The sequence below is a fragment of the Agrobacterium sp. B1(2019) genome (assembly GCF_008274755.1).
GTDB lineage: Bacteria > Pseudomonadota > Alphaproteobacteria > Rhizobiales > Rhizobiaceae > Agrobacterium > Agrobacterium salinitolerans.
Genome location: NZ_VTPB01000001.1, coordinates 1,424,152 through 1,448,270 on the forward strand (window position 1 = coordinate 1,424,152; position 24,119 = coordinate 1,448,270).

The following is a 24,119-nucleotide window of genomic DNA, read 5'->3' on the forward strand; positions in this document are numbered from 1 at the left end:
TCCTGGAAATTCAGCCTGAAATGGGGAGCATTAAGTCTGTTCAAATGATGTTGCCCATCATAACCAATTTACCAAAGATTGCAATAAAACAATAGATTATCCATAGGTTGCTGTCGCCCTGAAGCGAGAAAATCGGGCTTGCCTCTTGACCAGCGGGCATTACCTGTCCATGTCGAATTATAAAGAAGGCCAATTGCGGCGCCGCGCCGCAACCGGGGCCACGTTAACGGACCAGTTCCAGAGAAGAACAATATGAATGTCGTCGTCGTAGAATCTCCTGCCAAAGCCAAGACGATCAATAAGTATCTTGGCTCGGGCTATAAGGTTCTTGCATCCTTTGGCCACGTCAGAGACCTTCCTGCCAAGGACGGATCGGTGCTGCCCGACCAGGATTTCGAAATGTCCTGGGAGGTCGATAGCGCGTCCGCCAAACGCATGAAGGATATTGCCGATGCGGTAAAATCCTCCGATGGCCTCTTTCTCGCAACCGACCCGGATCGCGAAGGCGAGGCCATTTCCTGGCACGTTCTCGATCTCCTGAAGAAGAAGCGCGTCCTCGGCGACAAGCCGGTGAAGCGCGTGGTCTTCAACGCCATCACCAAAAAGGCGGTTCTGGACGCCATGGCCAACCCGCGCGACATCGATGTGCCGCTGGTGGACGCCTATCTCGCCCGCCGTGCGCTCGATTATCTCGTCGGCTTCAACCTCTCTCCGGTCCTGTGGCGCAAGCTGCCCGGCGCGCGTTCCGCCGGGCGCGTCCAGTCGGTGGCGCTGCGCCTCGTCTGTGATCGCGAATCCGAAATCGAGCGTTTCGTTTCCGAAGAATACTGGAACATCAGCGCGCTTCTGAAGACACCGCGCGGTGACGAGTTCGAAGCCAAGCTGGTTTCGGCCGATGGCAAGCGCCTGCAAAACCGCTCGATCAAGACCGGAGACGATGCGAACCGGCTGAAGGCGCTGCTGGAAGGCGCGACCTATGTTGTCGACAGCGTCGAGGCGAAACCCGTCAAACGCAACCCCGGCCCGCCCTTCACCACTTCGACGCTGCAGCAGGCAGCCTCCTCACGCATGGGTTTTGGCGCCTCGCGCACCATGCAGGTGGCGCAGAAACTTTATGAAGGCATCGACATCGGCGGCGAGACCGTCGGTCTGATCACCTATATGCGTACCGACGGCGTGCAGATGGCCCCGGAAGCGATCGATGCCGCCCGCCGCGCCATTGGCGAGCAGTTCGGTGGCCGGTACGTGCCGGAAAAGGCCCGTTTTTATTCCACCAAGGCGAAGAACGCACAGGAAGCGCACGAGGCAATCCGCCCGACCGATTTCAACCGCACGCCGGATCAGGTTAAGCGTTACCTCGATGCCGATCAGTTGCGTCTTTACGATCTGATCTGGAAGCGCGGTATCGCCAGCCAGATGGCATCTGCCGAAATCGAGCGCACGACCGTCGAAATTCTCGCGAGCAACGGCGGCGAGAAGGCTGGCCTGCGCGCTGTCGGCTCCGTCATCCGCTTCGACGGCTTTATTGCCGCCTATACCGACCAGAAGGAAGACGGCGAGCAGAGCGACGATGGTGACGATGAAGGCCGTCTGCCGCCGATCAATGAGCGCGAGAACCTCGCCAAGCAGAAGATCAACGCCAGCCAGCACTTCACCGAACCGCCGCCTCGTTATTCGGAAGCCTCGCTGATCAAGAAGATGGAAGAACTCGGCATCGGCCGTCCTTCCACCTATGCGGCAACGCTGAAGACGCTGAGCGACCGCGAATATATCGTCGTCGACAAGCGCAAGCTTATCCCGCATTCGCGTGGCCGGCTGGTGACCGCTTTCCTCGAAAGCTTCTTTACCAAATACGTCGAATATGACTTCACCGCCGCCCTTGAAGAAAAGCTCGACCGCATTTCCGCCGGCGAACTGGACTGGAAGCAGGTGCTGCGTGATTTCTGGAAGGATTTCTTCGCCCAGATCGAAGACACCAAGGAACTGCGTGTCACCAACGTTCTGGACGCGCTGAACGAGGTTCTGGCGCCGCTGGTCTTCCCGAAGCGCGAAGATGGCTCTGATCCGCGCATCTGCCAGGTTTGCGGCACCGGCAATCTGTCGCTGAAGCTCGGCAAATACGGCGCTTTTGTCGGTTGCTCCAACTATCCGGAATGCAATTACACCCGCCAGCTGACCTCGGACGGTTCGGAAGCCGAAGCTGCGGCTTCGAACGAGCCGAAGGCGTTGGGCGCCGATCCTATGACCGGCGAGGAGCTGACGCTGCGTTCCGGCCGTTTCGGGCCCTATATCCAGCGCGGTGACGGCAAGGAGGCCAAGCGCTCCTCGCTGCCCAAGGGCTGGAAGCCTGAGGATATCGACCACGAAAAGGCGCTGGCGCTCATCAACCTGCCGCGCGATATCGGCAAGCACCCGGAAACGGGCAAGATGATCTCCGCTGGTCTCGGCCGCTACGGGCCGTTCCTGCTGCACGACGGTTCCTATGCGAACCTCGAAAGCATCGAGGACGTGTTCTCTATCGGCCTCAACCGCGCCGTGACCGTGATTGCCGAAAAGCAGAGCAAGGGACCGGGTCGCGGGCGTAGCGGCACGCCGGCTGCGCTGAAGGAGCTGGGCGACCACCCCGATGGCGGTGCGATCACCGTTCGCGACGGGCGTTATGGCGCTTACGTCAACTGGGGCAAGGTCAACGCCACCATTCCGAAGGGTCAGGATCCGGCCTCAGTGACGCTGGACGAGGCGCTCGTGTTGATCGCCGAGCGCATTGCCAAGACCGGCACCGGCGGCAAGCCTGCCAAGGGCAGAAAGACGGCTGCCAAGAAGGCCGATAGTGACGCCGCGGCCAAGCCGAAGGCGACCAAGGCCAAGGCTGCGACAAAGAGCAAAACGGCCGCCAAGCCAAAGGCAGCGGCCAAACCCAAGAAGGCAGCAGAGTGAGCAAAGCGCCGCGTCAGAGACAGGGTTCCGCCAGCGACGGTTTCGGACGCACCGGGCGCGGCAAGCGGGTGAGTGAAGGCGAAGGCATCATCCATGGCGAGGTGCCTTCCCGCGAGGTGCTGCTGAAATTTATTGCGGACCATCCGCAGCAGGCCTCCAAACGCGAAATCGCCAAGGCTTTCGGGCTGAAGGGTGAAAACCGCGTCGTTCTCAAGGCGCTGCTGAAGGAACTTGAAGTTGACGGCATGGTGCACAAGAGCCGCAAGTCACTGACGCGACCGGGTGGCCTGCCGCCCGTGACGGTTCTCGACATCACCACCCGCGACAAGGACGGGGAACTGATCGGCCGCCCGGCGGAATGGCCCGAGGATCTGGGCGCAGCGCCGGCGGTGCTTATCCGCCAGTCCTCGCAGGACCGCGGCAAGAAGGCGCCGGCCGCCGGTCTCGGCGACCGTGTTCTCGCGAAAATCTTCCCCTCGAAGGAAAGTGCCGGCCCGGCCTACACAGCCCGCGTCGTCAAACTGATCGACCGCCGCCAGAATGCACTGCTCGGCGTTTTCAAGGAAACGCCGGGCGGCGGCGGACGGCTGATGCCGATCGACCGGCGCGGCGAGGAAATGGTCATCGATCCCGATGGCGTCGGCGATGCCAAGGATGGCGATCTGATCGAGGTTGAAACCTCGCGCAACAGCGGCCGTTATGGCCTGACCCGCGCCAAGGTCCTGTCGGTCATCGGCTCCGTTGCTTCGGAAAAGGCGATCTCGATGATCGCGATCCATTCCCACGGCATTCCGCACATCTTCCCGTCCAACGTTCTGGCCGAGGCGGATGCGGCCAAGGCAGCGACCATGTCCCACCGCGAGGACTGGCGCGACCTGCCGCTCATCACCATCGATCCGGCCGACGCCAAGGATCATGACGACGCGGTCTATGCCGAGCCGGACACGTCACCCGACAATCCTGACGGTGTCGTCGTCACCGTCGCCATTGCCGATGTCTCCTGGTATGTGCGTTCCGGTTCGCCGCTCGACCGCGAGGCGCTGAAGCGTGGTAACTCCGTCTATTTCCCCGACCGCGTCGTACCGATGCTGCCGGAGCGCATTTCCAACGATCTCTGCTCGTTGAAGGAAGGCGTCGACCGCCCTGCACTTGCGGTTCGGATGATCTTTTCGAAGGAAGGCCGCAAGGCCGGCCACACCTTCCACCGCATCATGATGAAGAGCGCCGCCAAGCTCTCCTACCAGCAGGCACAGGCCGCAATTGACGGCAAGCCCGACGACAAGACCGGCCCGCTGCTGAAGCCGCTATGGCACGCCTATGCCGTGATGAAGCGCGGTCGCGACCGCCGCCAGCCACTGGAACTCGACATGCCGGAGCGCAAGATCAAGCTGCGCCCCGATGGCACCGTCGACTCGGTGGTCATTCCCGAACGTCTCGATGCGCACAAGCTGATCGAGGAAATGATGATCCAGGCGAATGTGGCCGCCGCCGAGACACTGGAAAAGAAGAAGCAGCCGCTGGTCTATCGCGTCCACGATGCGCCCACACTTTCCAAGCAGGAGGTGCTGCGCGAATTCCTTGGCACCATCGGCATCACCATGGCCAAGGGTGCGGCCATGCGCGCCAATTCCTTCAACGGCATTCTGGCCCGCGCGCTCGACACACCGCACCAGATCATGGTCAACGAGATGGTGCTGCGCAGCCAGAGCCAGGCGATCTACAGCCCCGAAAATATCGGCCATTTCGGCCTCAACCTGATGAAATACGCCCATTTCACCTCACCGATCCGCCGTTATGCCGACCTCATCGTGCATCGCGCGCTGGTGGGGTCGCTTGGCCTCGGTGAAGGCGGCATCACACCGCAGGAAGAGGCGACGCTGGACGATATCGCCGCCGAAATCTCGACCTTCGAGCGCCGCGCCATGGCTGCTGAACGCGACACCGTCAACCGGCTGATCGCGCATCATCTCTCCGAACGGGTGGGCGAAGAATTCGAAGGCCGCGTCGGTGGTGTCACCAAGGCGGGACTATTTGTCGCGCTGCCGCAGTTTGGCGCGGACGGCTTTGTTCCTATATCTACGCTTGGAACCGATTATTTCCTGTATGATGAAGCCCATCAGGCTTTGACGGGGGAAAAGACCGGTCTCGGTTATCAGCTTGGTGACACGGTGCAGGTGCGGCTTGCGGAAGCGGTGCCGCTGGCGGGTGCGCTGAGATTCGATATGCTGAGTCCGGGGCGCAAGATGCCGATGGGCGTACGCTCGTTCCATAAGGCCGGACGGCGGACAGCACGGGCTGCCGCAAAGCCCGGAACACGGCCGCCGAGAAGGCGACGATAACAAGGCCGCCTCGGCGGTTGAACGGACGGGAAGGACTTAAGGATGAGTGCACATCGGGGCTCGGAGACCGTTACCATCGGAGACGACAGCGCCGAACGGCCGCTTGGCCGGTCCATCATGCGCGGCATGGCAAACCGTTGCCCGGCCTGTGGCAGCGGTCGCCTCTTCGGTGCCTGGCTGAAGCCGGTGGATGCCTGCGCGGCCTGCGGCGAGGAAATGCACCATCACCGCTCGGACGACCTGCCACCCTATATCTCCATCGTCATCATCGGCCATATCGCGGTCGGCGGCTTCATGATGACCGACATGGTCCTCAACATTCCCATGTGGGCCCATTTCGCCATCTGGGTGCCGATCACCATTCTGGCAGCACTTCTGACGCTGCAACCGATCAAGGGCGGTGTCATCGGCTTGCAATGGGCGCTGAAGATGCACGGATTCGACCGAAAGCAGCAGAAAGTGCAGATCGACGGCTCGTCTCACTGACGGCGGACGGGACCTTGCACCTGCCTCCGCCTCCCCGGCGCGCCGAAACAACGAGCACGCCCATGCGGCCGCGCGACGCCGCCTCCATCATTCTGTTCGATCGGTCCGGCTCGCAGCTCAGGGTGTTGATGGGCCGGCGTAGCAGCGCCCATGTCTTCATGCCGGGCGCTTATGTGTTTCCCGGCGGCAAACGGGATCCGCGCGACCATGCGCTGCCCTTTTCGAGCGATCTGCATCCCGCCGTTCTCCACAGTCTCACTGCTTCCGCAGCACGGCGGCTTAGCGCCGCCGGCGCGAGAGCGCTCGCGCTTGCCGCCGCGCGCGAGCTTTTCGAGGAAACCGGCGTGGATCTTGGCTTGAACACCAGGGGTCCCGATCTTTCCCGTTTCCGATATGTGGCCCGCGCCATCACCCCGCCCGGCAATGTGCGGCGCTACGACACGCGATTCTTCTGCTGTTATGCAGATGAACTGCACCTCGATATTAGCCTCACACGCGATTCCGACGAACTCTCCGATGTGCAATGGCTTGACATGACAGACCTTTCCAGTCTGAACATGCCGAAAATCACGCGGACGGTTCTCGAAGATGTCACAAAGCTCATGATAGGTGATCCCTCATTGCCCTTTGAAAGCCCCGCGCGGCTCTATGTCACGCGCCACGGCCGGTTCATTCGAGACTTTGTATAAAGGCCGTCATGTCACAAATGAAATGCGAAGAAGCGGACGCCATTCACTGGCCCTCACTGATCGCCGCCATTTCCGCCATCAGTGCGGTCGGCGTCGCCATCGGCCTCGGCCTTCCGCTCCTGTCGATCATCCTTGAGAAGCGCGGCATCTCCTCCACCATGATCGGGGTGAATTCGGCCATGGCCGGCGTCGCGGCGATGATGGCGGCGCCCGTGACCACCAAGATCGCCCATGATTTCGGCGTGGCGCGAACCATGCTGTTCGCAGTCGTCATTTCGGCACTGAGCGCGCTCGGTTTTTATTTCGCCGAAGCCTTCTGGATGTGGTTTCCGCTGCGAATCGTTTTCCACGGCGCCACCACCACGCTTTTCATTCTTTCCGAATACTGGATCAACATGACCGCGCCGCCCAGGAAGCGCGGCATGGTTCTCGGCATCTACGCCACCGGCCTTGCGGTCGGATTCGCGGTCGGTCCGCTGTTGTTTTCCCTGGTCGGCAGCGAAGGCATATTGCCGTTTCTGGTCGGTGCGGCGATCATCCTGCTCGCCGCGATCCCGATCTTTATGGCGCGCGGCGAAAGCCCGGAGCTGGACGAGCGGCCCAACCACCATTTCGTCCGTTATGTCTGGCTGGTGCCCATGGCGTCCGCGGCGGCCTTCGTCTTCGGTTCGGTGCAGGCCGGCGGCCTTTCGCTGTTTCCGATCTATGCAACGCGGGAAGGCTTCAACGAATCGCAGGCAGCGCTTCTCCTTACCGTGATGGGCATCGGCAATATGGTATTCCAGATACCGATCGGCCTGCTTTCGGACCGGATGAAGGACCGGCGGACGATGCTGGGGCTGATGGCCTTTGCCGGCGTCTGCGGCACGCTGGCGCTGCCTTTCCTCGTGGAAAGCTGGCTTCTGGTGGCGGCCCTGCTGCTGTTCTGGGGCGGGCTGGTTTCCGGCATGTATACTGTCGGCCTCACCCATCTCGGATCGCGCCTGAAAGGCGCCGATCTGGTCGCCGCCAATGCCGCCTTCATCTTCTGTTACGCCATCGGCACGATTGCGGGGCCGCAGGCCGTGGGCATTTCCATGGACCTTGCCGGAACCGATGGCTTTGCCTGGTCGCTTGCGGTGTTTTTCGGGCTTTACGTGGTGCTTTATATCGTCCGTTTTGTTTTCCGGGCAAAACAGGCTTGACTTTTCGGGCGCGATACGTAGTTTCGCGCCAGATTTAGCCGAGGTCAGAAGCGCCTGCGGCTTCTCTTTTGTTTAAAGGCAGGACGACCATGGCGAAAGCTACAACAATCAAGATCAAGCTGCTGTCGACAGCCGACACCGGTACTTTCTACGTCACCACCAAGAACAGCCGTACGTTCACGGACAAGATGACGAAGACGAAGTACGACCCGGTTGTACGCAAGCACGTTGAATTCAAGGAAACCAAGATCAAGTAATTTCTTGATCGGTCTCCGACAAAAGCGCGCCCAACGGGCGCGTTTTTTGTTTGCGCCGAAGGAAGATGCTGCCGCCAGCCTCTTCGCGCCCAGACGCTTTCCAAGGGGCAAGTAAGGCCCCGTCTCCCCTGCTGTCCGAGGAATTGTAGCCGACACTGGTAAAGCACGAGAGCAGCCATGGGTAAGCCCGACCACATGGTTTGATGCCCCGTCCGATACAGCAATCATTCAGGTGCACTGAAGACACATCCCCAAGGCGCCGTCCGCCCCTGCCCCGTATCTCGGCTTCGCATACGACGTGAACAAAGACGGATTGCACGCGCCGCGAAGCTGCGACGCACACACCACGAACCGGCAATTTTCAGGAAGAAGGCGGTCGGCTAACGATGCGATTACGGCACGAGGAACCGATTCGAACATCGTCAGCCGACCGACCCCACGATTCAGGAGATGCGGCGGACCTGAGCATCATGGGGCATTCAAACTACGCAATACCAGCCCCTGACGAGCGAAATCGCGACGGCTAAAGCCGCTATCATTCATCATCACAAGACGGATAAGCCGCCGGAAGAACTGTTACTCTCAATAAGGAGTGTGCGCAGAAGTGAAATAAAAATCAACAAATTCTTAAGCCAGGGACACATCACCTGGGAAACATGGTTAAGTATACGAAGCTGGCACACTATAGTTGCCGGAGAGATTGAATTCAACGCATTTTTCAACTTGAACTCTATTTATCTCGTCGATCTGCATCTATTCATTGCAAAGTGATAAAATACATACAACGTCAATGGCTTGCTGCCTTACGACGATCAACTAGCGTCGCGAATAATTACTTCGCCGGAACACGACGGCAAGATTGCCGCAATATTTTAGTTAATCCGCCGTTGAGGTTCAGGCAGCAGCAGCCACGACGCGGTTGCGCCCGGCGTGTTTCGCCTCGTAAAGCGCTTTGTCCGCCTGCTTCAGGATTTCGTCCGGAGCGTCGAAGGCGCCGCTGCTGGTGGCGATACCGAGGGAGGCGGTAATGCTCAGTTCCCGGTCGATGGAACGAACATAAAAAGGCTTGTCCTCCACGATCGCCCGCAGGCGCTCGGCGACGCTTGCCGCAAGCTCCATCGGCGTATCGGGCATGACCACGACGAACTCCTCCCCGCCATAACGGCAGGCGAGATCCGCACCGCGCACCGTGCTGCGGATGCGCGCTGCAAATTCCCGAAGCACCTCATCGCCCACATCGTGGCCATAGGTATCGTTGACCAGCTTGAAGCGGTCTATATCGGTCATGCAGATGGAGATCGGGCGGCCACGAACGGCGGCGCGGTCAAAGAGTATCTTCAGGTGGTTGTCGAGGTAACGGCGATTGTTGAGACCGGTCAGCCCGTCAACGATGGCAAGTTCCATCGTGTGCTGGAGATTGAGCCGTAGATGCTCGTTATAGCGCTTGCGCCTGATCTGCGTCAGCGCCCGGGCAACGAGTTCGTTCGGATCGATCGGGCGGAGAATGTAATCATTCACACCAAGATCGAGCGCCCGCGCCACCATATCGTCCGCCCCCTGCTCCGCCACCAGAAGCAGCGGTAGAAAACGGGTGCGTTCCAGCGAACGAAGCTGTGAACACAGCCGCAGCGGATCGTAATCCTCGAAATTGGAATTGACGATAACGAGCTCGAAAGGATTGCCCGCGGCCTTGAGCAGCGCCGCCTGCGGTTCCGTGACGGCATCCACCTCCGCAACCGGCTTCAGCGCCCGGATGATGCGCTCCTGCGAGCTGGCGCGGCCATCCGCAACCAGCACGCGGCCCGGCGTCTGCATCAGCCCGTCGCTGCGCAGCATCTCCTCGATGCCGATCTGACGTGCGGTTTCGGCGCGCAGCCGCAATTCATCGCTGACGGCCTTAAGCCGCACCAAGCTTTTGACGCGGGCGATGAGTTGAAGGTCGTTGACCGGCTTGGTGAGAAAATCGTCAGCGCCGGCCTTGAGGCCACGCACGCGGTCAGACGGTTGATCGAGCGCCGTGACCATCACCACCGGAATATGCGCGGTATTCGGATTGGCCTTCAGCCTTTCGCAGACCTCGAAACCGTCCATGCCCGGCATCATGATATCGAGCAGGATGATATCGACCTGCTCCTTGTCGCAGATCGCCAGCGCCTTGAAACCATCCTCGGCGGTGACGACATCGAAATATTCCGCCAAAAGACGGGCTTCGAGAAGCTTCACATTGGCCGGAATATCGTCAACAACCAGAACTCTCGCCGTCATAACCGTTCCCCAGTCGCCTCACGCATCGCCCAGATAAGTCTTGATGACTTCGATGAATTTTGGAACGGAAATCGGCTTCGACACATAGGCCTCGCATCCGCCCTGGCGAATGCGTTCCTCGTCTCCCTTCATGGCGAAAGCCGTGACCGCGATGACCGGAATGACATGCAGCTCGTCATCTTCCTTCAGCCACTTCGTCACCTCAAGCCCTGAAACTTCCGGCAACTGGATATCCATGAGGATGAGGTCCGGGCGGTGCTTGCGGGCAAGATCGAGCGCTTCCATGCCGTTGCGCGTCTGGATCGTGGTATAACCAGACGCCTCGATCAGGTCGCGAAAGAGCTTCATGTTCAGCTCGTTGTCTTCGACTATCATGACCTGCTTGGGCATGGTGAGCAGTCCCCGTTTCGCTTTGAAACCTTCATCCAGACATATAAGTTGCCAGAGAGCCGATTCCATCGTCCATTTGTTGCACAAGGCTAGAGGGATTTGGTTTCAAAATAGGTAACTTCGGGGAAGAAATGCTGCGCGATACAAAAAACAAAGGCAGTGCCGGCCAGGATCCGCAAGAAACGGCCGCCGCCATACTTGGCTGGCTCGCAAACGAACCGGAGATGCTGGCGCGTTTTCTGGCGCTGAGCGGGTTGCAGGCCAATATGCTGCGCCAGGCCGTCAATGATCCCGGCTTTCTGGCGGGGCTCACCGATTTTCTGATGAGCCACGAGCCGGACTTGATGGCGTTTTGTGCCGCAACCGATACCTCGCCCGAAACGGTGGCCGCCGCCTGGCACCATTTTTCCGGGCCGGGGCTGGATTCCGGTGTGTATTGACGAGACGACCCTTGAGCCGTCGTCACGGCCGACGTATGGTCGGCTACGTTCCTGTTTTGTTTTCGGCCCATGTCCACGTCGCACCGCTATGATCCCGGTTTTTGCCGCGACTGTCTGGCTGGCCAGCCAGAAGGGTCGAGGCGTTGCCGCGCGTGTGGCAGCCCGCGTCTGCTCTATCATTCCGAACTTTATGATCTCAGCATCGCCCATATTGATTGCGACGCTTTTTACGCCTCCGTCGAAAAGCGCGACAATCCGGAACTGGCCGACAAGCCCGTCATCGTTGGCGGCGGCAAGCGCGGGGTTGTCTCCACCGCCTGTTATATCGCCCGCATCCACGGCGTGCGCTCCGCCATGCCCATGTTCAAGGCGCTGGAGGCCTGTCCGGATGCCGTTGTCATCAAGCCGGACATGGAAAAATACAGCCGTGTCGGGCGCGAAATCCGGGCGATGATGCAGGAATTGACGCCGCTGGTGCAGCCGCTTTCCATCGACGAGGCGTTTCTCGATCTTTCCGGCACCGAGAAGCTGCATCACGATCCGCCAGCGCGTGTGCTCGCGAAATTCGCCCGGCGCGTGGAAAAAGAGGTGGGTGTGACCGTTTCTGCGGGGCTTTCCTATTGCAAATTTCTCGCCAAGGTCGCCTCCGAGCTGCAAAAACCGCGCGGCTTTTCGGTTGTCGGTGAAGCGGAGGCTCTGTCCTTCCTGGCGGCGCGCCCGGTCACGACGATCTGGGGCGTGGGAAAGGCCTTTGCAGCAACGCTGGAGGCGGATGGCATCCGCATGATCTCGCAGTTACAGGAGATGGAAGAAAGCGAGCTGATGCGCCGTTACGGCGTGATGGGACAGAGGCTGTTCCGCCTCTCCCGCGGCATTGACGAACGGCATGTGCACAATAACGATCCGGTCAAAAGCGTGTCGTCCGAAACCACCTTCTTCAACGATATTTCCCGCCATGACGACCTCGTCCCAATCCTGCGCTCGCTTTCCGAAAAGGTTGCCTGGCGGCTCAAGAAGAATAGCATTGCCGGCCACACCGTGGTGCTGAAGATGAAAACCGCCGACTTCAAGTCCCGCACCCGCAACCGCCGGCTGGATGACCCCACGCAGCTTGCCGATCGCATCTTCCGCACGGGTCTTGCGCTGCTGGAGAAGGAAACCGACGGCACGAAATTCCGCCTCATCGGCATCGGTGTCAGCGATCTGCGCGATGCTGGCCTTGCCGATCCTCCCGATCTCGTCGACAGCCAGGCCGCGCGACGGGCCGCAGCGGAAGCAGCGATGGACAAGCTGCGCGACAAGTTCGGAAAGGGCAGCGTCGAGACCGGCTACACCTTCGGCAGCCGAAAATAGGGCTCCCGAGTAGACCATGCGGGCCCTGTCCACCCCGGCCTCCCATCACCCTGTCCACTGTATTTTAGATTTACACAAATTAGTGATGTCGCGGCCGCAGCTTCCTTAAACTTCATTAAACTTCACATGGTTGAGTAAGGGAAGTTTTGTGCATGTGGTGTATTGCGTCATGTCCCTTCGCCTCCGTCTTATGGCCGGCATGCTGTCGGCCAGCATTCTTGCCTTTCCGGCGCTTGCCGCTGACAGCAGGTCTCTGCAGATACTGGTATCGAAAAGCGATCAGTCGCTCTCGCTTTATGAGAACGGCGAAATCGTCGCGACCTCGAAAGTCTCCACCGGCAAGGCCGGACATGAGACACCGAGCGGCATATTCTCAATTCTGGAAAAGCGGAAATACCACGAGTCGAATATCTATTCGGCCGCACCCATGCCCTTCATGCAGCGGCTGACCTGGTCCGGCATCGCACTGCACGAAGGCAAGGTGCCGAACTATCCTGCCTCGCATGGCTGCGTGCGCCTGCCCTCCAAATTCGCCAAGTCACTTTTCGGCGACACGCGCACTGGCGTCCATGTCATCATCACTGACCGCCCGGTCTCGTTGCGTTTCGTGCAGCATCCGGCGCTGTTTGTTCCACGCGACGATGCCGATGACGGCAAACTTCTTCTGTCGGATGTGGAATTGCGCCCGGCCACATTCGATGCAGCCTTGGGCACGGTTGAGGTTGCCGTCAATGAAAAAACCCAGTCCCTCAAGCCGGCGGCGAAGGCCAGAGAACCCTCACCCCTGCGCATTCTCATCACCCGGCGTGGCGAGCGCGAAAAGGTGATGGATATTCAAACCGTGCTGACCCGTCTCGGTTTCGACGCCGGTGCAGCCGATGGTTATGCCGGGGAGATGACGATCAGCGCCATCAATGGTTTCAAGCGCTGGAAAGGGCTGAAAACCACCGGGCCGCTTCTGAACGACGCCTTCGTGACGGCGCTTTATGCCTCCGCCGGTGAAGACCACCCACTGAGCGGCCAGATCATGGTGCGGCAGGATTTCAAGCCGCTGTTTGAAGCGGCAATCAATATCAAGGATCCGGAAGTCGCGCTCGGAACCCATTTCCTGGAGGCTGTTTCCGTGGATCGCGCAGCAGGAACCGCCGAATGGAACGGCGTGACGCTCGACAATCATCTGCCAGCCGCCGCCCGGAAGCGGCTTGGCATCACCGTTACCGAACCGCCCGGCGGTTTTGATCAACTAAGCGCCATGCTTAGCCGCCTCGAAATTCCCGCAGACATACGCGACCGGATCGAACAGGAGCTTTCAAGCGGAAGCTCGATTACCGTCTCCGATCTCAGTCACCAGATGGAGACAGGAACCGGAACGGACTTCATCACCGTCACAAAGGAAGGACCCGTGTGAGGGCGTAGCGTCACACCAGTTCCACATCAACGACGCCGGGAGCGGACCGCAGCGCGGCGGCGATCTCGGGTGAAATGCGGTATTTCTCCGTCAGCTCCACCTCGATCTCGCGGCTGCCTTCATCCTTGATGACGATGAAATAGACCGAGCCGTCGCCCTTGGTGTTGAGGTGGCGGGCAACGGTTTTCAGCGGGCCGGAATCGCGGACATAGACACGAAGCGCTCTCTGCATCTGCACGGATTTCTCTTCCAGAGACTGAGCCGTCTGAATGCGAAGACCGATGCCTTCCGGCCGCTCCTCCGCCTGCACGGTGATGACAAGCGATTTGCCGACTTCCAGCAGGTCGCGGAATTGTGCCAGCCCCTCGGAAAACAGCACGGCTTCATATTGCCCCGATGCATCCGAGAAGGTGACGATGCCCATCTTGTTGCCGGTGCGCGTCTTGCGTTCCTGCTTGCCGGTGACGGTGCCAGCCAGACGCCCGGCGGTCGCCCCCTGTTTCACCGCGGCGGAAAAATCGGCGAAATTCTGCACGCGCAATTTTTCCAACACGGGACGATAGGTATCGAGCGGGTGAGCGGTGAGGTAAAAACCGAGCACCTGATATTCGCGCAGGAGTTTTTCTGAAGCGAGCCAGGGTTGAAACGCGGGAAGGACCAGCTTTTCCGGGCCGTTGCCGCCGCCGGAGCCGAACATGTCCGACTGGCCGATGGTACGGTTGTTCTGCGCCATCTGCGCATAACCGATAATGCGGTCCAGCCCGCCGATCAGTTCGGCGCGGTCGCGGCCGAAACAATCAAAGGCGCCGGCATTGATCAGGCTTTCCAGCACACGCCGGTTGATCTGCTTGGGATCGATGCGCAGGCAGAAATCCTCAAGGCTCGTGAAGGGCTTGCCGTCGCGTACCTGGACGATGTGCTCCACCGCTCCCTCCCCCACGCCCTTGATGGCGGCGAGCGAATAATAGATGCGGTTCTCACCCGTTTCGAATTGCCGGAACGACGTCTGCACCGAAGGCGCGACGACCTCGATGCCAAGGCGGCTGGCATCCTGACGGAAATCGTTGAGCTTTTCCGTGTTCGCCATATCGAGCGTCATGGAGGCCGCCAGGAACTCCACCGGATAATGCGCCTTCATATAGGCGGTCTGGTAGGAGACGATGGCGTAGGCAGCGGCGTGGCTCTTGTTGAAGCCGTAATTGGCGAATTTCGCCAGCAGGTCGAAGATGGTGTTGGCCTGCGGCTTCGAGACGCCGTTCTTGATGGCTCCGTCGACGAAACGCTCGCGCTGCTTGTCCATCTCCTCCTTGATCTTCTTGCCCATGGCGCGGCGCAGAAGATCGGCTTCGCCGAGCGAATAACCGGAGAGGACCTGGGCGATCTGCATCACCTGTTCCTGATAGACGATAACGCCCTGCGTTTCCTTGAGCAGATGGTCGATGGTCGGGTGGATCGATTCCAGCTCCTCCTCGCCATGTTTGCGGGCGTTGTAGACCGGGATGTTTTCCATCGGTCCGGGGCGATAAAGCGCCACCAACGCGATGATGTCCTCGATGCAGTCCGGCCGCATGCCGATCAGCGCTTTGCGCATGCCCGCACTTTCCACCTGGAACACGCCGATGGTTTCGCCGCGCGACAACATCTCGTAGGTTTTGGCGTCGTCCAGCGGAATCGCCGCGAGATCGACCTTGATGCCGCGCTTGGCGACGAAATCGACGGCGACCTTTAGCACCGTCAGCGTCTTCAGGCCGAGAAAGTCGAATTTGACGAGGCCCGCGCTTTCCACCCATTTCATGTTGAACTGGGTGACCGGCATATCCGAGCGCGGATCGCGATACATCGGCACCAGCTTCGACAGCGGTCGGTCACCGATGACGATACCGGCGGCGTGGGTGGAGGCGTGGCGGTAAAGTCCTTCGATCTTCTGGGCGATATCCAGGAGGCGGGCGACGACCGGCTCCTTGTCCGCCTCTTCCTGCAGGCGCGGCTCTTCCTCGATCGCTTTCGACAGGGGTGTCGGGTTGGCCGGGTTGTTGGGCACCAGCTTGCAGATCTTGTCCACCTGCCCATAGGGCATTTCCAGCACGCGGCCGACGTCGCGCAGGGCCGCGCGCGCCTGCAGCGAACCGAAAGTGATGATCTGCGCCACCTGCTCACGGCCATATTTGGCCTGCACGTAACGGATCACCTCCTCGCGACGATCCTGGCAGAAGTCGATATCGAAGTCGGGCATCGAAACGCGTTCGGGATTGAGAAAGCGTTCGAACAGCAACGAGAAGCGCAGGGGATCGACATCGGTAATCGTCAGCGCATAAGCGACAAGCGAGCCAGCACCCGAACCACGGCCCGGGCCGACCGGAATATCATGCTGCTTGGCCCATTTGATGAAGTCGGCAACGATCAGGAAGTAACCGGGAAACTTCATGCGCGAGATGACGCCGAGTTCGAAATCCAGTCTGTCGCGATACTCCTGCTCGGTATAACCGGGCGCCATGCCGAGCGCGGCAAGCCGCTGATCCAGCCCCTCCACCGCCTGGCGGCGCAGTTCCTCCGTTTCGGCGCGCTCGGCTGCTTCCGGGTCGTCGCTGGCACCGGTGAACCGTGGCAGGATCGGCCCGCGCTTCTTCAGCACATAAGAGCATCGGAGCGCGATCTCGACGGTATTCTCCAGCGCCTCGGGAAGATCGGCAAACAGCGCCGTCATCTCTGCGCGGCTCTTGAGGTAATGATCGGGTGTCAGGCGGAAGCGGCTGTCATCGGACACGATGGCGTTATGTGCCACCGCCATCAGCGCATCATGCGCCTCGTAGTCAGCCTTGGACGGGAAAAACGCCTCGTTGGTGGCAACGAGGGGAATGTCGTGTTCATAAGCGAGACCAATCAGGCGCCGCTCATGGGAACGGTCATAACCGGACTGGCGCTGCAATTCGATATAAAGCCGGTCGCCGAAGAGCGACTTAAGCGTCAGCAGGCGCTGCTTCGCCTGCGCGGTGTGGCCTTCCTTCAAGGCCATATCCACCGGACCGCCGGAAGCGCCCGTGAGCGCGATTAGGCCGGCATTGGAGGCTTCCTCCAGCCACGCACGGGTAATGTGCACGGAATGGCTGCTGCCCTCGCCGTCCAGATAGGCCCGGCTGACGAGATCCACCAGCCGCTCATACCCTTCTGCATTGGCAGCGAGGAGGACGATGGCCGGGAGTTTCTGAAGATGGCTGTTGTGGTTGCGGCGGTCCTCCGCCGCATCCTGCATGTCGATAGACAGCTGGCAGCCGATGATGGGCTGCAAACCTTCATCACGCGCCTTTTCGGAAAATTCCAGCGCGACGAAGAGGTTGTTGGTATCGGTAATGGCGATGGCCGGCTGGCCGTCTCCTACAGCCTTGGACATGATTTTCTTGAGGGGCAAGGCCCCCTCAAGCAGCGAATAGGCGGAATGAACCCGCAGATGGACAAAACCGGGCGTCTTCAACGTTTCGCCAGAGATCTCTCCACGCATAACCGTATCGCCCATATCATCATCCTGTCACTCTGAATCACGAGGGCGATTTTCCGATTTCCGGCGCTTAATGTCCACCGCTTTGCGGCGTCCATACAGGCTTCTGCGCCGGTGTCTTCTTCACAGGGCGGTGAGGATCACCGAAAAGCTGGCAACAAAGACAGCGATGGAAGCGAAAGCAGCAACGTCACGGATGAAATCAGTCATTGGTCTCTCCTTACTCGTTATGTTCCAACTTTGTTCTCATTTTGTTCGATTGTCAACAGAGTTCTGCTGATATTGCTCTTGCTAATGTACGAGAATCGCCTTCGGTTCCGATCAAGGGAACGGCAAGTCGCTGACTCCAAAGCGAAAAACCCGAAGGCAAAAACGCCTCCGGGTTCAAAAAAAATCAGATTCAGGGAACAGGTATTCTTCAGCAGGCGCCGGAAGGATTGAACCACGCTCGCGATGGCTTGTTCTTTCTCCTTCACGGCAACGACCGGCTTACTCGGTTCGATCGCAGCGGAGGCATTTGATGCGCGAGGACCAACCCCGCGCAATCCCATGGTCAGAAATCGACAATCTTGCCGTCGGCGAGCGTTACGCGTCTGTCCATACGGGCGGCAAGTTCATGATTGTGGGTGGCAATCAGCGCTGCGAGGCCGGATTGGCGCACCAGTGCCTCCAGCGCGTCGAATACGTAATGCGCGGTTTCCGGATCGAGATTGCCGGTCGGCTCGTCCGCGAGCAGCAGGAGCGGCGCGTTGGCGACGGCGCGGGCGATGGCGACACGCTGCTGTTCACCGCCGGAGAGTTCGGCGGGCCGATGCTCACCGCGGTGCCCTACCCGCATGTAGTCGAGCAGCGCACTGGCGCGCTTGCGGGCTTCGTTCTGTGTCAGACCGGCGATGAGCTGGGGCATCATCACATTTTCCACCGCCGAGAATTCCGGCAGGAGGTGATGAAACTGATAGACGAAACCGATATCGCTGCGGCGGATCGCGGTGCGCGTTTCATCCGGCAGGCCGTTGCAGGGCGCGCCGTTAATATAGACCTCGCCTGCATCGGGATGTTCCAGCAGCCCCGCCAGATGCAGCAGCGTCGATTTGCCGGTGCCCGAAGGGGCGACCAGCGCCACCATCTCACCGCTCTTCAATTCAAAATCGGCCTTGCGCAGAATGGAAAGCGACGTCTCGCCCTGACCATAGGTCCGCTCGACACCGGTAAGCCGCAGCACTGTTTTTTTTGCCATATTGCGAAGCGGTCCTTATTCGTAACGCAGGGCCTGCACCGGATCGAGCTTGGAAGCACGCCAGGCTGGAAAGATCGTTGCCAGGAAAGAGAGCGTCAGCGCCATGATGACGACGGTGATGGTCTCGCCGATATCCATTTCGGCCGGAAGCTGGCTGAGGAAATACAGCTGCGGATCGAACAGCACCGTGCCCGATATCCAGGAGAAGAACTGCCGGATGGATTCGACATTGAGGCAGACGATGACGCCGAGCGCCACGCCCGCGAAGGTGCCGACCGTGCCGATCGCCGCCCCGGTCATGAAGAAGATGCGCATCACTGCACCGGAGCTAGCGCCCATCGTGCGCAGAATGGCAATGTCGCTGCCCTTGTCCTTCACCAGCATGATGAGGCCGGAAATGATGTTCAGCGCTGCCACCAATACGATAAGGGTGAGGATCATGAACATGACGTTTCGTTCCACCTGAAGGGCGGAGAAGAAGGTCTGGTTCCGCTGCCTCCAGTCGGTGATGTAGATCTGCCTTTCAGCCGCCTGCTCCACCAGCGGACGGATGCCATCGACATCATCAGGGCGGCTCACATAAAGCTCGATGGACTGCACGAGGCCTTCGGCATTAAAATAAAGCTGGGCTTCGGACAGAGGCATATAGATCATCGACGCGTCATATTCCGACATGCCGATCTCGAAGACGCCGGAAATCTTGTAAGATTTGACGCGCGGATTGACGCCCATCGGCGTCACGTCACCTTCCGGTGATATGAGGGTGATATCGTCACCCGCCGTAACACCAAGCTGGGCGGCGAGCCTGGAGCCGACGAGAACGCCGTCACCCGCCATGAAGCCGACAAGATCGCCGGTCTTGATGTTGGTGGCGACTTCCTTGACCTTGTCGATATCCTCCTGGCGCACACCGCGCACCAGAGCGCCGGAACCCGCACCGCCACGACCGGAGGCCAATGTCTGGCCCTCCACCAGCGGCAGAGCCATGGTGACGCCCGGAACGGCGGCGAATTTCTTAGCCAGCTCATCATAATTATTGAAGGGCTGGTCGATTGGCTGCACGATCATATGGCCATTGATGCCGAGAATGCGGGAAATCAGCTCCGTGCGGAACCCGTTCATCACAGCCATGACGATGATAAGCGTCGCCACGCCCAGCATGATGCCGACAAAGGAAAAACCGGCGATGACGGAAATGAAGGCTTCCTTGCGCCGTGATCGCAGATAACGCCAGGCCACCATGCGTTCAAAAGCAGAAAACGGCCGGGCGGTCTTTGCCCCGGCGGAAACAGCCGCACCCTTGTCAGCCTCGGCTTGTGCCATGTCGTCTCCCTGATCTCAAACTATAAGGCCGGTCTTTTCCGAAAACCGGCCCAAATTTCCGCGGCATCTGCCTTACGAAACCGGAGCGGACTTCGGGTGAAGCCGCTCCGTCTTCCGCTCGCTCTTAGCCGAGCACCCTGTTCATCGCCGCCTCGATCGTCACGGTCTCCCGCTCGCCGGTCTTGCGATCCTTCACTTCGACTTCGCCATTCGCGACCGAACGCGGGCCGACGATGATCTGCACCGGCACGCCAATCAGATCTGCCGTGGCGAATTTCTGGCCTGCACGGTCGTCCGTGTCGTCGTAAAGAACATCCTTGCCGGCGTTGGAGAGCGAGTAATACAGCTTTTCGCAAGCCGCATCGCAGGCCGCATCTCCAGCCTTCATGTTGATGATCACGACATCGAAAGGAGCGACCGAGGCCGGCCAGATGATTCCATTCTCGTCATGCGATGCTTCAATGATGGCGGGAACAAGGCGTGTCGGTCCGATACCATAAGAACCCATGTGGACAGGGTGTTCCTTACCATCCTTACCCTGCACTTTCGCGCCCATCGGCTCGGAATATTTGGTGCCGAAATAGAAGATGTGGCCGACTTCAATGCCGCGCGCAGAAAGGCGCTCGCCTTCGGGAATGGCATTATAAGCCGCTTCGTCATGCATTTCGGACGTGGCGGCATAATCGGCCGTCCACTCGTCGAATACGCCCTGCAAGGCTGCGACATCGTCGAAATTGGTGTTTTCAGCGGGAATGGCGCGGTCGAGGAAGCTCTTGTGGCAGAAGACTTCGGATTCGCCGGTATCGGCAAGAATGATGAACTCATGGCTGTGGTTGCCGCCGATCGGGCCGGTATCGGCGCGCATGGGAATGGCGCGCAGACCAAGGCGCTCGAACGTGCGCAGGTAAGCCACGAACATCTTGTTATAGGAATGGATCGCGTCTTCCTTGGTAAGGTCGAAGGAATAGGCGTCCTTCATCAGGAACTCGCGCGAACGCATGGTGCCGAAACGCGGACGCACCTCGTCGCGGAATTTGAGCTGAATATGGTAGAGGTTCAGCGGCAGGTTCTTGTAGGACTTCACATAGGAACGAAAGATGTCGGTGATCATCTCCTCATTGGTGGGGCCATAGAGCATCTGGCGGTCCTGACGGTCCTTGATGCGCAGCATTTCCTTGCCGTAGTCATCGTAACGGCCGCTCTCCTGCCAGAGCTCGGCGGTCTGCAGCGTCGGCATCAGAAGCTCGATGGCGCCGGAACGGTCCTGCTCCTGGCGGATGATCCTGTTGACCTTGTCCAGCACGCGCTTGCCAAGCGGCAGCCATGAATAGATGCCAGCCGATTGCTGCCGGATCATGCCGGCGCGCAGCATGAGGCGGTGAGAAACGATCTCCGCTTCCTTGGGATTTTCCTTCAGGATGGGCATGAAATAACGGCTGAGACGCATGACGGCTTCCATTGATGCGGACGAAAGCGCGCAAAGGCGCGGGAATCGCCCCGAATAGAGGGATATTGGCGCCGGATATAGCCGTTTCCCGCCAAGAAGAAAACCCGCCATGAAAAGAGCCTTAAAGGCGATTTCGTGGCATTTTCGTGATAGCTAATTCGCGTCAAAACGCTTTGATCGAAATATTATTCTTGATCTCGTGCGACAAATTGCACCACGGAGAAATTTTTGCCGACTGTAACAAATATGCAAAAAATGAGATGACAAGCATGGGGGTTTGAGCTAGCCTTAGCTTACAAAAGAGGCAGGAAGTTTAAATTCTTGTCATTTTCGCGGTCAGTCTTGGGAGGATCAGATCTTAGGCGCGCTTGTTCGCAGCCCCGGCAACGGTTACAGATCACGCGAAACCTAGAAAACAAGGCTGAAAGGCCTTGTTTTTTTTTGCTTCTGCACAAAGAAACACGCTCATCGCGATATTCCGGTAAAATTATGGCGTTGAATCAGGCACCAGAATGTTCCTGCTGTGTGCACGACGGATATGACATCCATATGACAGAACATCGGTCATATCCGCCGCAAACCGCCGTCAGTCTGAGCGTACGGATGCGCGCGGAATGGCGATTATCTGTGCAACTTTTCAATCGAAAACAGGAATAATTCTCGGAAGATCATCAAGGCTGACGCCGAACCACCAGGTTCCACCGTACCAGAGCCCACAGATCAGGGCCGAGATCAGGGTGGTCCACAAAACGATCCGCCCACCTCTGAACCTTGATGGCGCACTGGCGACCGTGCCCAGCGCCACATCGCCCTCCTCATCCTGAGTGCGCAGGCCAATCGGCAGCACGATGAAGAGCACCGTCCACCAGACGATGAAATAAACGGCGAAGACCGAAAGAAGCGGCATGTGATCCTCCTGCACAATGGGTTTCTTGTAACGCATTCATCCGCAGATCGGAATCACTTCTCAGCAAGAAGGCCGAAAAGAAAAAAGGAGGGCCGCGCTTTGCGGCGCGGTCCTGAAATCGACGGAGAAGAGGCAGACGCCCAGGCCGATTACCGGGACGCTACCGGCTCAGACCTTGGTCACAAAAACCGTCACGATCGGCTTCTTACCCCAGCTCTGGTTGGCGGCGGCCCGCACGGCGCGACGCACCGCTTCACGCAACAGATCCAGATCCTTGCGGCGGGCGCGCGGAATGCTTTCGACGGCGCCGAGCACCGCATCATAAAGCGTGTCCTCCATCGCCTCATCCTCATCATCGAATTCCGGCAGGCCGAAAGGCACCACATCGGGATCGCCGAGGAAATCATAACGGCTGTCCAGCACGACATTGACAGAGACATGGCCGGCGAAGGAGAGCTTACGCCGATTGCTGATGCCCATTTCGTCCATATCGCCGACGAGATTGCCGTCCTTGAAGACACGGCCATGCGGCACGTCGTCGATCACTTCGGCCGGGCCGGGCGCAAGGCGCAGAACATTGCCGTTGCGCACTTTTGGCACCTGGGAAATACCGGCCTGCTCGGCCAGTTCCTTCTGCGCCACCAGATGTGCCGCCTCGCCATGGACGGGCACGACGATCTGCGGCTTCGTCCATTCATACATCTTCAGGAGTTCATTGCGACGCGGATGGCCGGAGACATGCACCAGCGCCTCATTATCGGTGACGATATGAACACCCTGTTCGATCAGGCCGTTCTTGATCTCGATGATCGCCTTTTCGTTGCCAGGAATGGCGCGTGAGGAAAATACGACAGTATCTCCCGACGCGAGCGCCACATTGCGCATCTCGTCGCGGGAAAGCTTGGCGAGAGCTGCGCGTGGTTCGCCCTGCGAACCGGTCAGGATCAGCACTACACGATCACGCGGAATATAGCCGAATTCATCTTCGGCCAGGAACGGCTTGATGCCTTCCATGATGCCGAGATCCTGTGAAACGTTGACGACACGCTTCAGCGAGGAGCCGAGCAGCAGCACCTCGCGGCCGGCAGCTTCCGCCGCCTGCGCAATCGAGCGGATGCGCCCGACATTGGAGGAGAAGGTGGTGACGGCCACGCGCCCTTCGGCTTTTTCGATGATCTGCCGCAGGCCTTCCGAAACCTCGTGTTCGGAGGGCGACACGCCATCGCGGACCGAGTTGGTGCTGTCGCACATCAGCGCCAGCACGCCCTCGTCACCGATGGCGCGGAAGCGGGCTTCATCCGTCAAAGGCCCAAGCGACGGCGCCTCGTCGATCTTCCAGTCACCGGTGTGGATGACATTGCCGAGCGGTGTGCGGATGACCAGCGACATCGGCTCCGGTATGGAGTGATTGACGCCGACCGCCTCGATTTCGAACGGGCCGACGTTAATACGGTCGCCAGCCTTGAAGATCGTCACCGGAATTTCGGCGCGCGTGCCCTCATAGGCGCGCTTGGCTTCCAGCATGCCGGCCGTGAATGGCGAGGCATAGACCGGCACGTTGAGGCCGGGCCACAGATCGTTCAGCGCGCCATAATGGTCTTCATGGGCGTGGGTGATGATGATGCCCTTCAAGTTCTTCTTCTGCTCGGCGATATAGCTGATGTCCGGCAGCACCAGATCGACGCCCGGCAGGTCCGGGCCGGCGAAGGTCACGCCGCAATCCACCATGATCCATTGGCGCTTGCTTTCCGGCCCGTAGCCGTAAAGCGCCAGATTCATGCCGATTTCACCCACGCCGCCAAGCGGCACAAAGACCAGTTCGTCCTGTTTAGCCATTATTTTTCTTATCCATTCACGAAAGCACGCAGGCAACGGCAATTGGCCGCGCCCGTCGCGATCTTAAAGCATCGGACCTGTTGAACCATCTGATCGACCGGGCCGATGCGGAACCGGTTTGTCGCCCT

At 59.4% G+C, this 24,119-nt stretch carries 17 protein-coding genes; 9 read left to right on the plus strand and 8 right to left on the minus strand.

Annotated elements, in window-relative coordinates:
* The first annotated feature begins 252 nt into the window (after window positions 1–252).
* The 6 genes from topA to rpmG all read left to right on the plus strand — a co-directional run bounded on the left by topA (window position 253) and on the right by rpmG (window position 7,892).
* Complete coding sequence (gene topA, locus AGR1_RS07085) at window positions 253–2,937, plus strand: type I DNA topoisomerase (protein ID WP_149146564.1); 2,685 nt, start codon at window positions 253–255, stop codon at window positions 2,935–2,937.
* Complete coding sequence (rnr, locus tag AGR1_RS07090) at window positions 2,934–5,276, plus strand: ribonuclease R (RefSeq protein ID WP_149146565.1); 2,343 nt, start codon at window positions 2,934–2,936, stop codon at window positions 5,274–5,276. The genes topA and rnr overlap by 4 nt, the downstream gene beginning before the upstream one ends.
* 42 nt (window positions 5,277–5,318) lie before the next feature.
* The gene (locus AGR1_RS07095) at window positions 5,319–5,762 is read left to right on the plus strand and encodes a DUF983 domain-containing protein (protein ID WP_080790870.1); all 444 of its coding nucleotides are present in this window, start codon (window positions 5,319–5,321) and stop codon (window positions 5,760–5,762) included.
* Window positions 5,763–5,824: 62 nt separating this feature from the next.
* Window positions 5,825–6,451: an NUDIX hydrolase gene (locus AGR1_RS07100; protein WP_080790871.1), complete on the plus strand. Its 627-nt coding sequence runs from the start codon at window positions 5,825–5,827 to the stop codon at window positions 6,449–6,451.
* Window positions 6,452–6,468: 17 nt separating this feature from the next.
* Window positions 6,469–7,635, plus strand: coding sequence for an MFS transporter (locus tag AGR1_RS07105; RefSeq protein WP_162927516.1), 1,167 nt, complete (start codon window positions 6,469–6,471; stop codon window positions 7,633–7,635).
* Between the two features lie 89 nt (window positions 7,636–7,724).
* Window positions 7,725–7,892, plus strand: a complete 168-nt coding sequence (gene rpmG, locus AGR1_RS07110) for a 50S ribosomal protein L33 (protein WP_003496403.1) — start codon at window positions 7,725–7,727, stop codon at window positions 7,890–7,892.
* 894 nt (window positions 7,893–8,786) lie between these two features.
* On the opposite strand, the gene AGR1_RS07120 is transcribed toward rpmG, so the two are convergent.
* Window positions 8,787–10,157 (minus strand): PleD family two-component system response regulator, encoded by a 1,371-nt coding sequence (locus AGR1_RS07120; protein WP_149146566.1) that lies wholly within the window; start codon window positions 10,155–10,157, stop codon window positions 8,787–8,789.
* Window positions 10,158–10,175: 18 nt separating this feature from the next.
* A complete protein-coding gene (locus AGR1_RS07125; RefSeq protein ID WP_003521498.1) occupies window positions 10,176–10,547 on the minus strand; it encodes a response regulator in 372 nt (123 codons plus the stop codon).
* 131 nt (window positions 10,548–10,678) lie between these two features.
* On the opposite strand from AGR1_RS07125, the gene AGR1_RS07130 reads away from it, so the two are divergent.
* From AGR1_RS07130 to AGR1_RS07140, 3 genes are all read left to right on the plus strand, one after another.
* On the plus strand, window positions 10,679–10,987 hold the full coding sequence (locus tag AGR1_RS07130) for a DUF3572 domain-containing protein (protein ID WP_149146567.1): 309 nt from the start codon (window positions 10,679–10,681) through the stop codon (window positions 10,985–10,987).
* Between the two features lie 69 nt (window positions 10,988–11,056).
* The gene (locus tag AGR1_RS07135) at window positions 11,057–12,340 is read left to right on the plus strand and encodes a DNA polymerase IV (protein ID WP_149146568.1); all 1,284 of its coding nucleotides are present in this window, start codon (window positions 11,057–11,059) and stop codon (window positions 12,338–12,340) included.
* A gap of 169 nt (window positions 12,341–12,509) precedes the next feature.
* The gene (locus AGR1_RS07140; protein ID WP_149146569.1) at window positions 12,510–13,748 is read left to right on the plus strand and encodes a L,D-transpeptidase family protein; all 1,239 of its coding nucleotides are present in this window, start codon (window positions 12,510–12,512) and stop codon (window positions 13,746–13,748) included.
* Between the two features lie 10 nt (window positions 13,749–13,758).
* Here AGR1_RS07140 and dnaE read toward each other — a convergent pair whose 3' ends face one another.
* The 6 genes from dnaE to AGR1_RS07175 form a co-directional block, all read right to left on the minus strand.
* Complete coding sequence (dnaE, locus tag AGR1_RS07145) at window positions 13,759–17,259, minus strand: DNA polymerase III subunit alpha (RefSeq protein WP_149146570.1); 3,501 nt, start codon at window positions 17,257–17,259, stop codon at window positions 13,759–13,761.
* A gap of 535 nt (window positions 17,260–17,794) precedes the next feature.
* Window positions 17,795–18,478, minus strand: coding sequence for an ABC transporter ATP-binding protein (locus AGR1_RS07155; RefSeq protein WP_149146571.1), 684 nt, complete (start codon window positions 18,476–18,478; stop codon window positions 17,795–17,797).
* A gap of 15 nt (window positions 18,479–18,493) precedes the next feature.
* Entirely contained in the window at window positions 18,494–19,801 is a 1,308-nt protein-coding gene (locus AGR1_RS07160; protein ID WP_149146572.1) for a lipoprotein-releasing ABC transporter permease subunit, read from the minus strand.
* Window positions 19,802–19,925: 124 nt separating this feature from the next.
* A complete protein-coding gene (gene proS, locus AGR1_RS07165; protein ID WP_149146573.1) occupies window positions 19,926–21,248 on the minus strand; it encodes a proline--tRNA ligase in 1,323 nt (440 codons plus the stop codon).
* A 637-nt stretch (window positions 21,249–21,885) separates the two neighbouring features.
* The gene (locus AGR1_RS07170) at window positions 21,886–22,191 is read right to left on the minus strand and encodes a DUF1467 family protein (RefSeq protein ID WP_162927371.1); all 306 of its coding nucleotides are present in this window, start codon (window positions 22,189–22,191) and stop codon (window positions 21,886–21,888) included.
* 132 nt (window positions 22,192–22,323) lie between these two features.
* Entirely contained in the window at window positions 22,324–23,991 is a 1,668-nt protein-coding gene (locus AGR1_RS07175; RefSeq protein WP_149146574.1) for a ribonuclease J, read from the minus strand.
* Window positions 23,992–24,119: the final 128 nt, after the last annotated feature.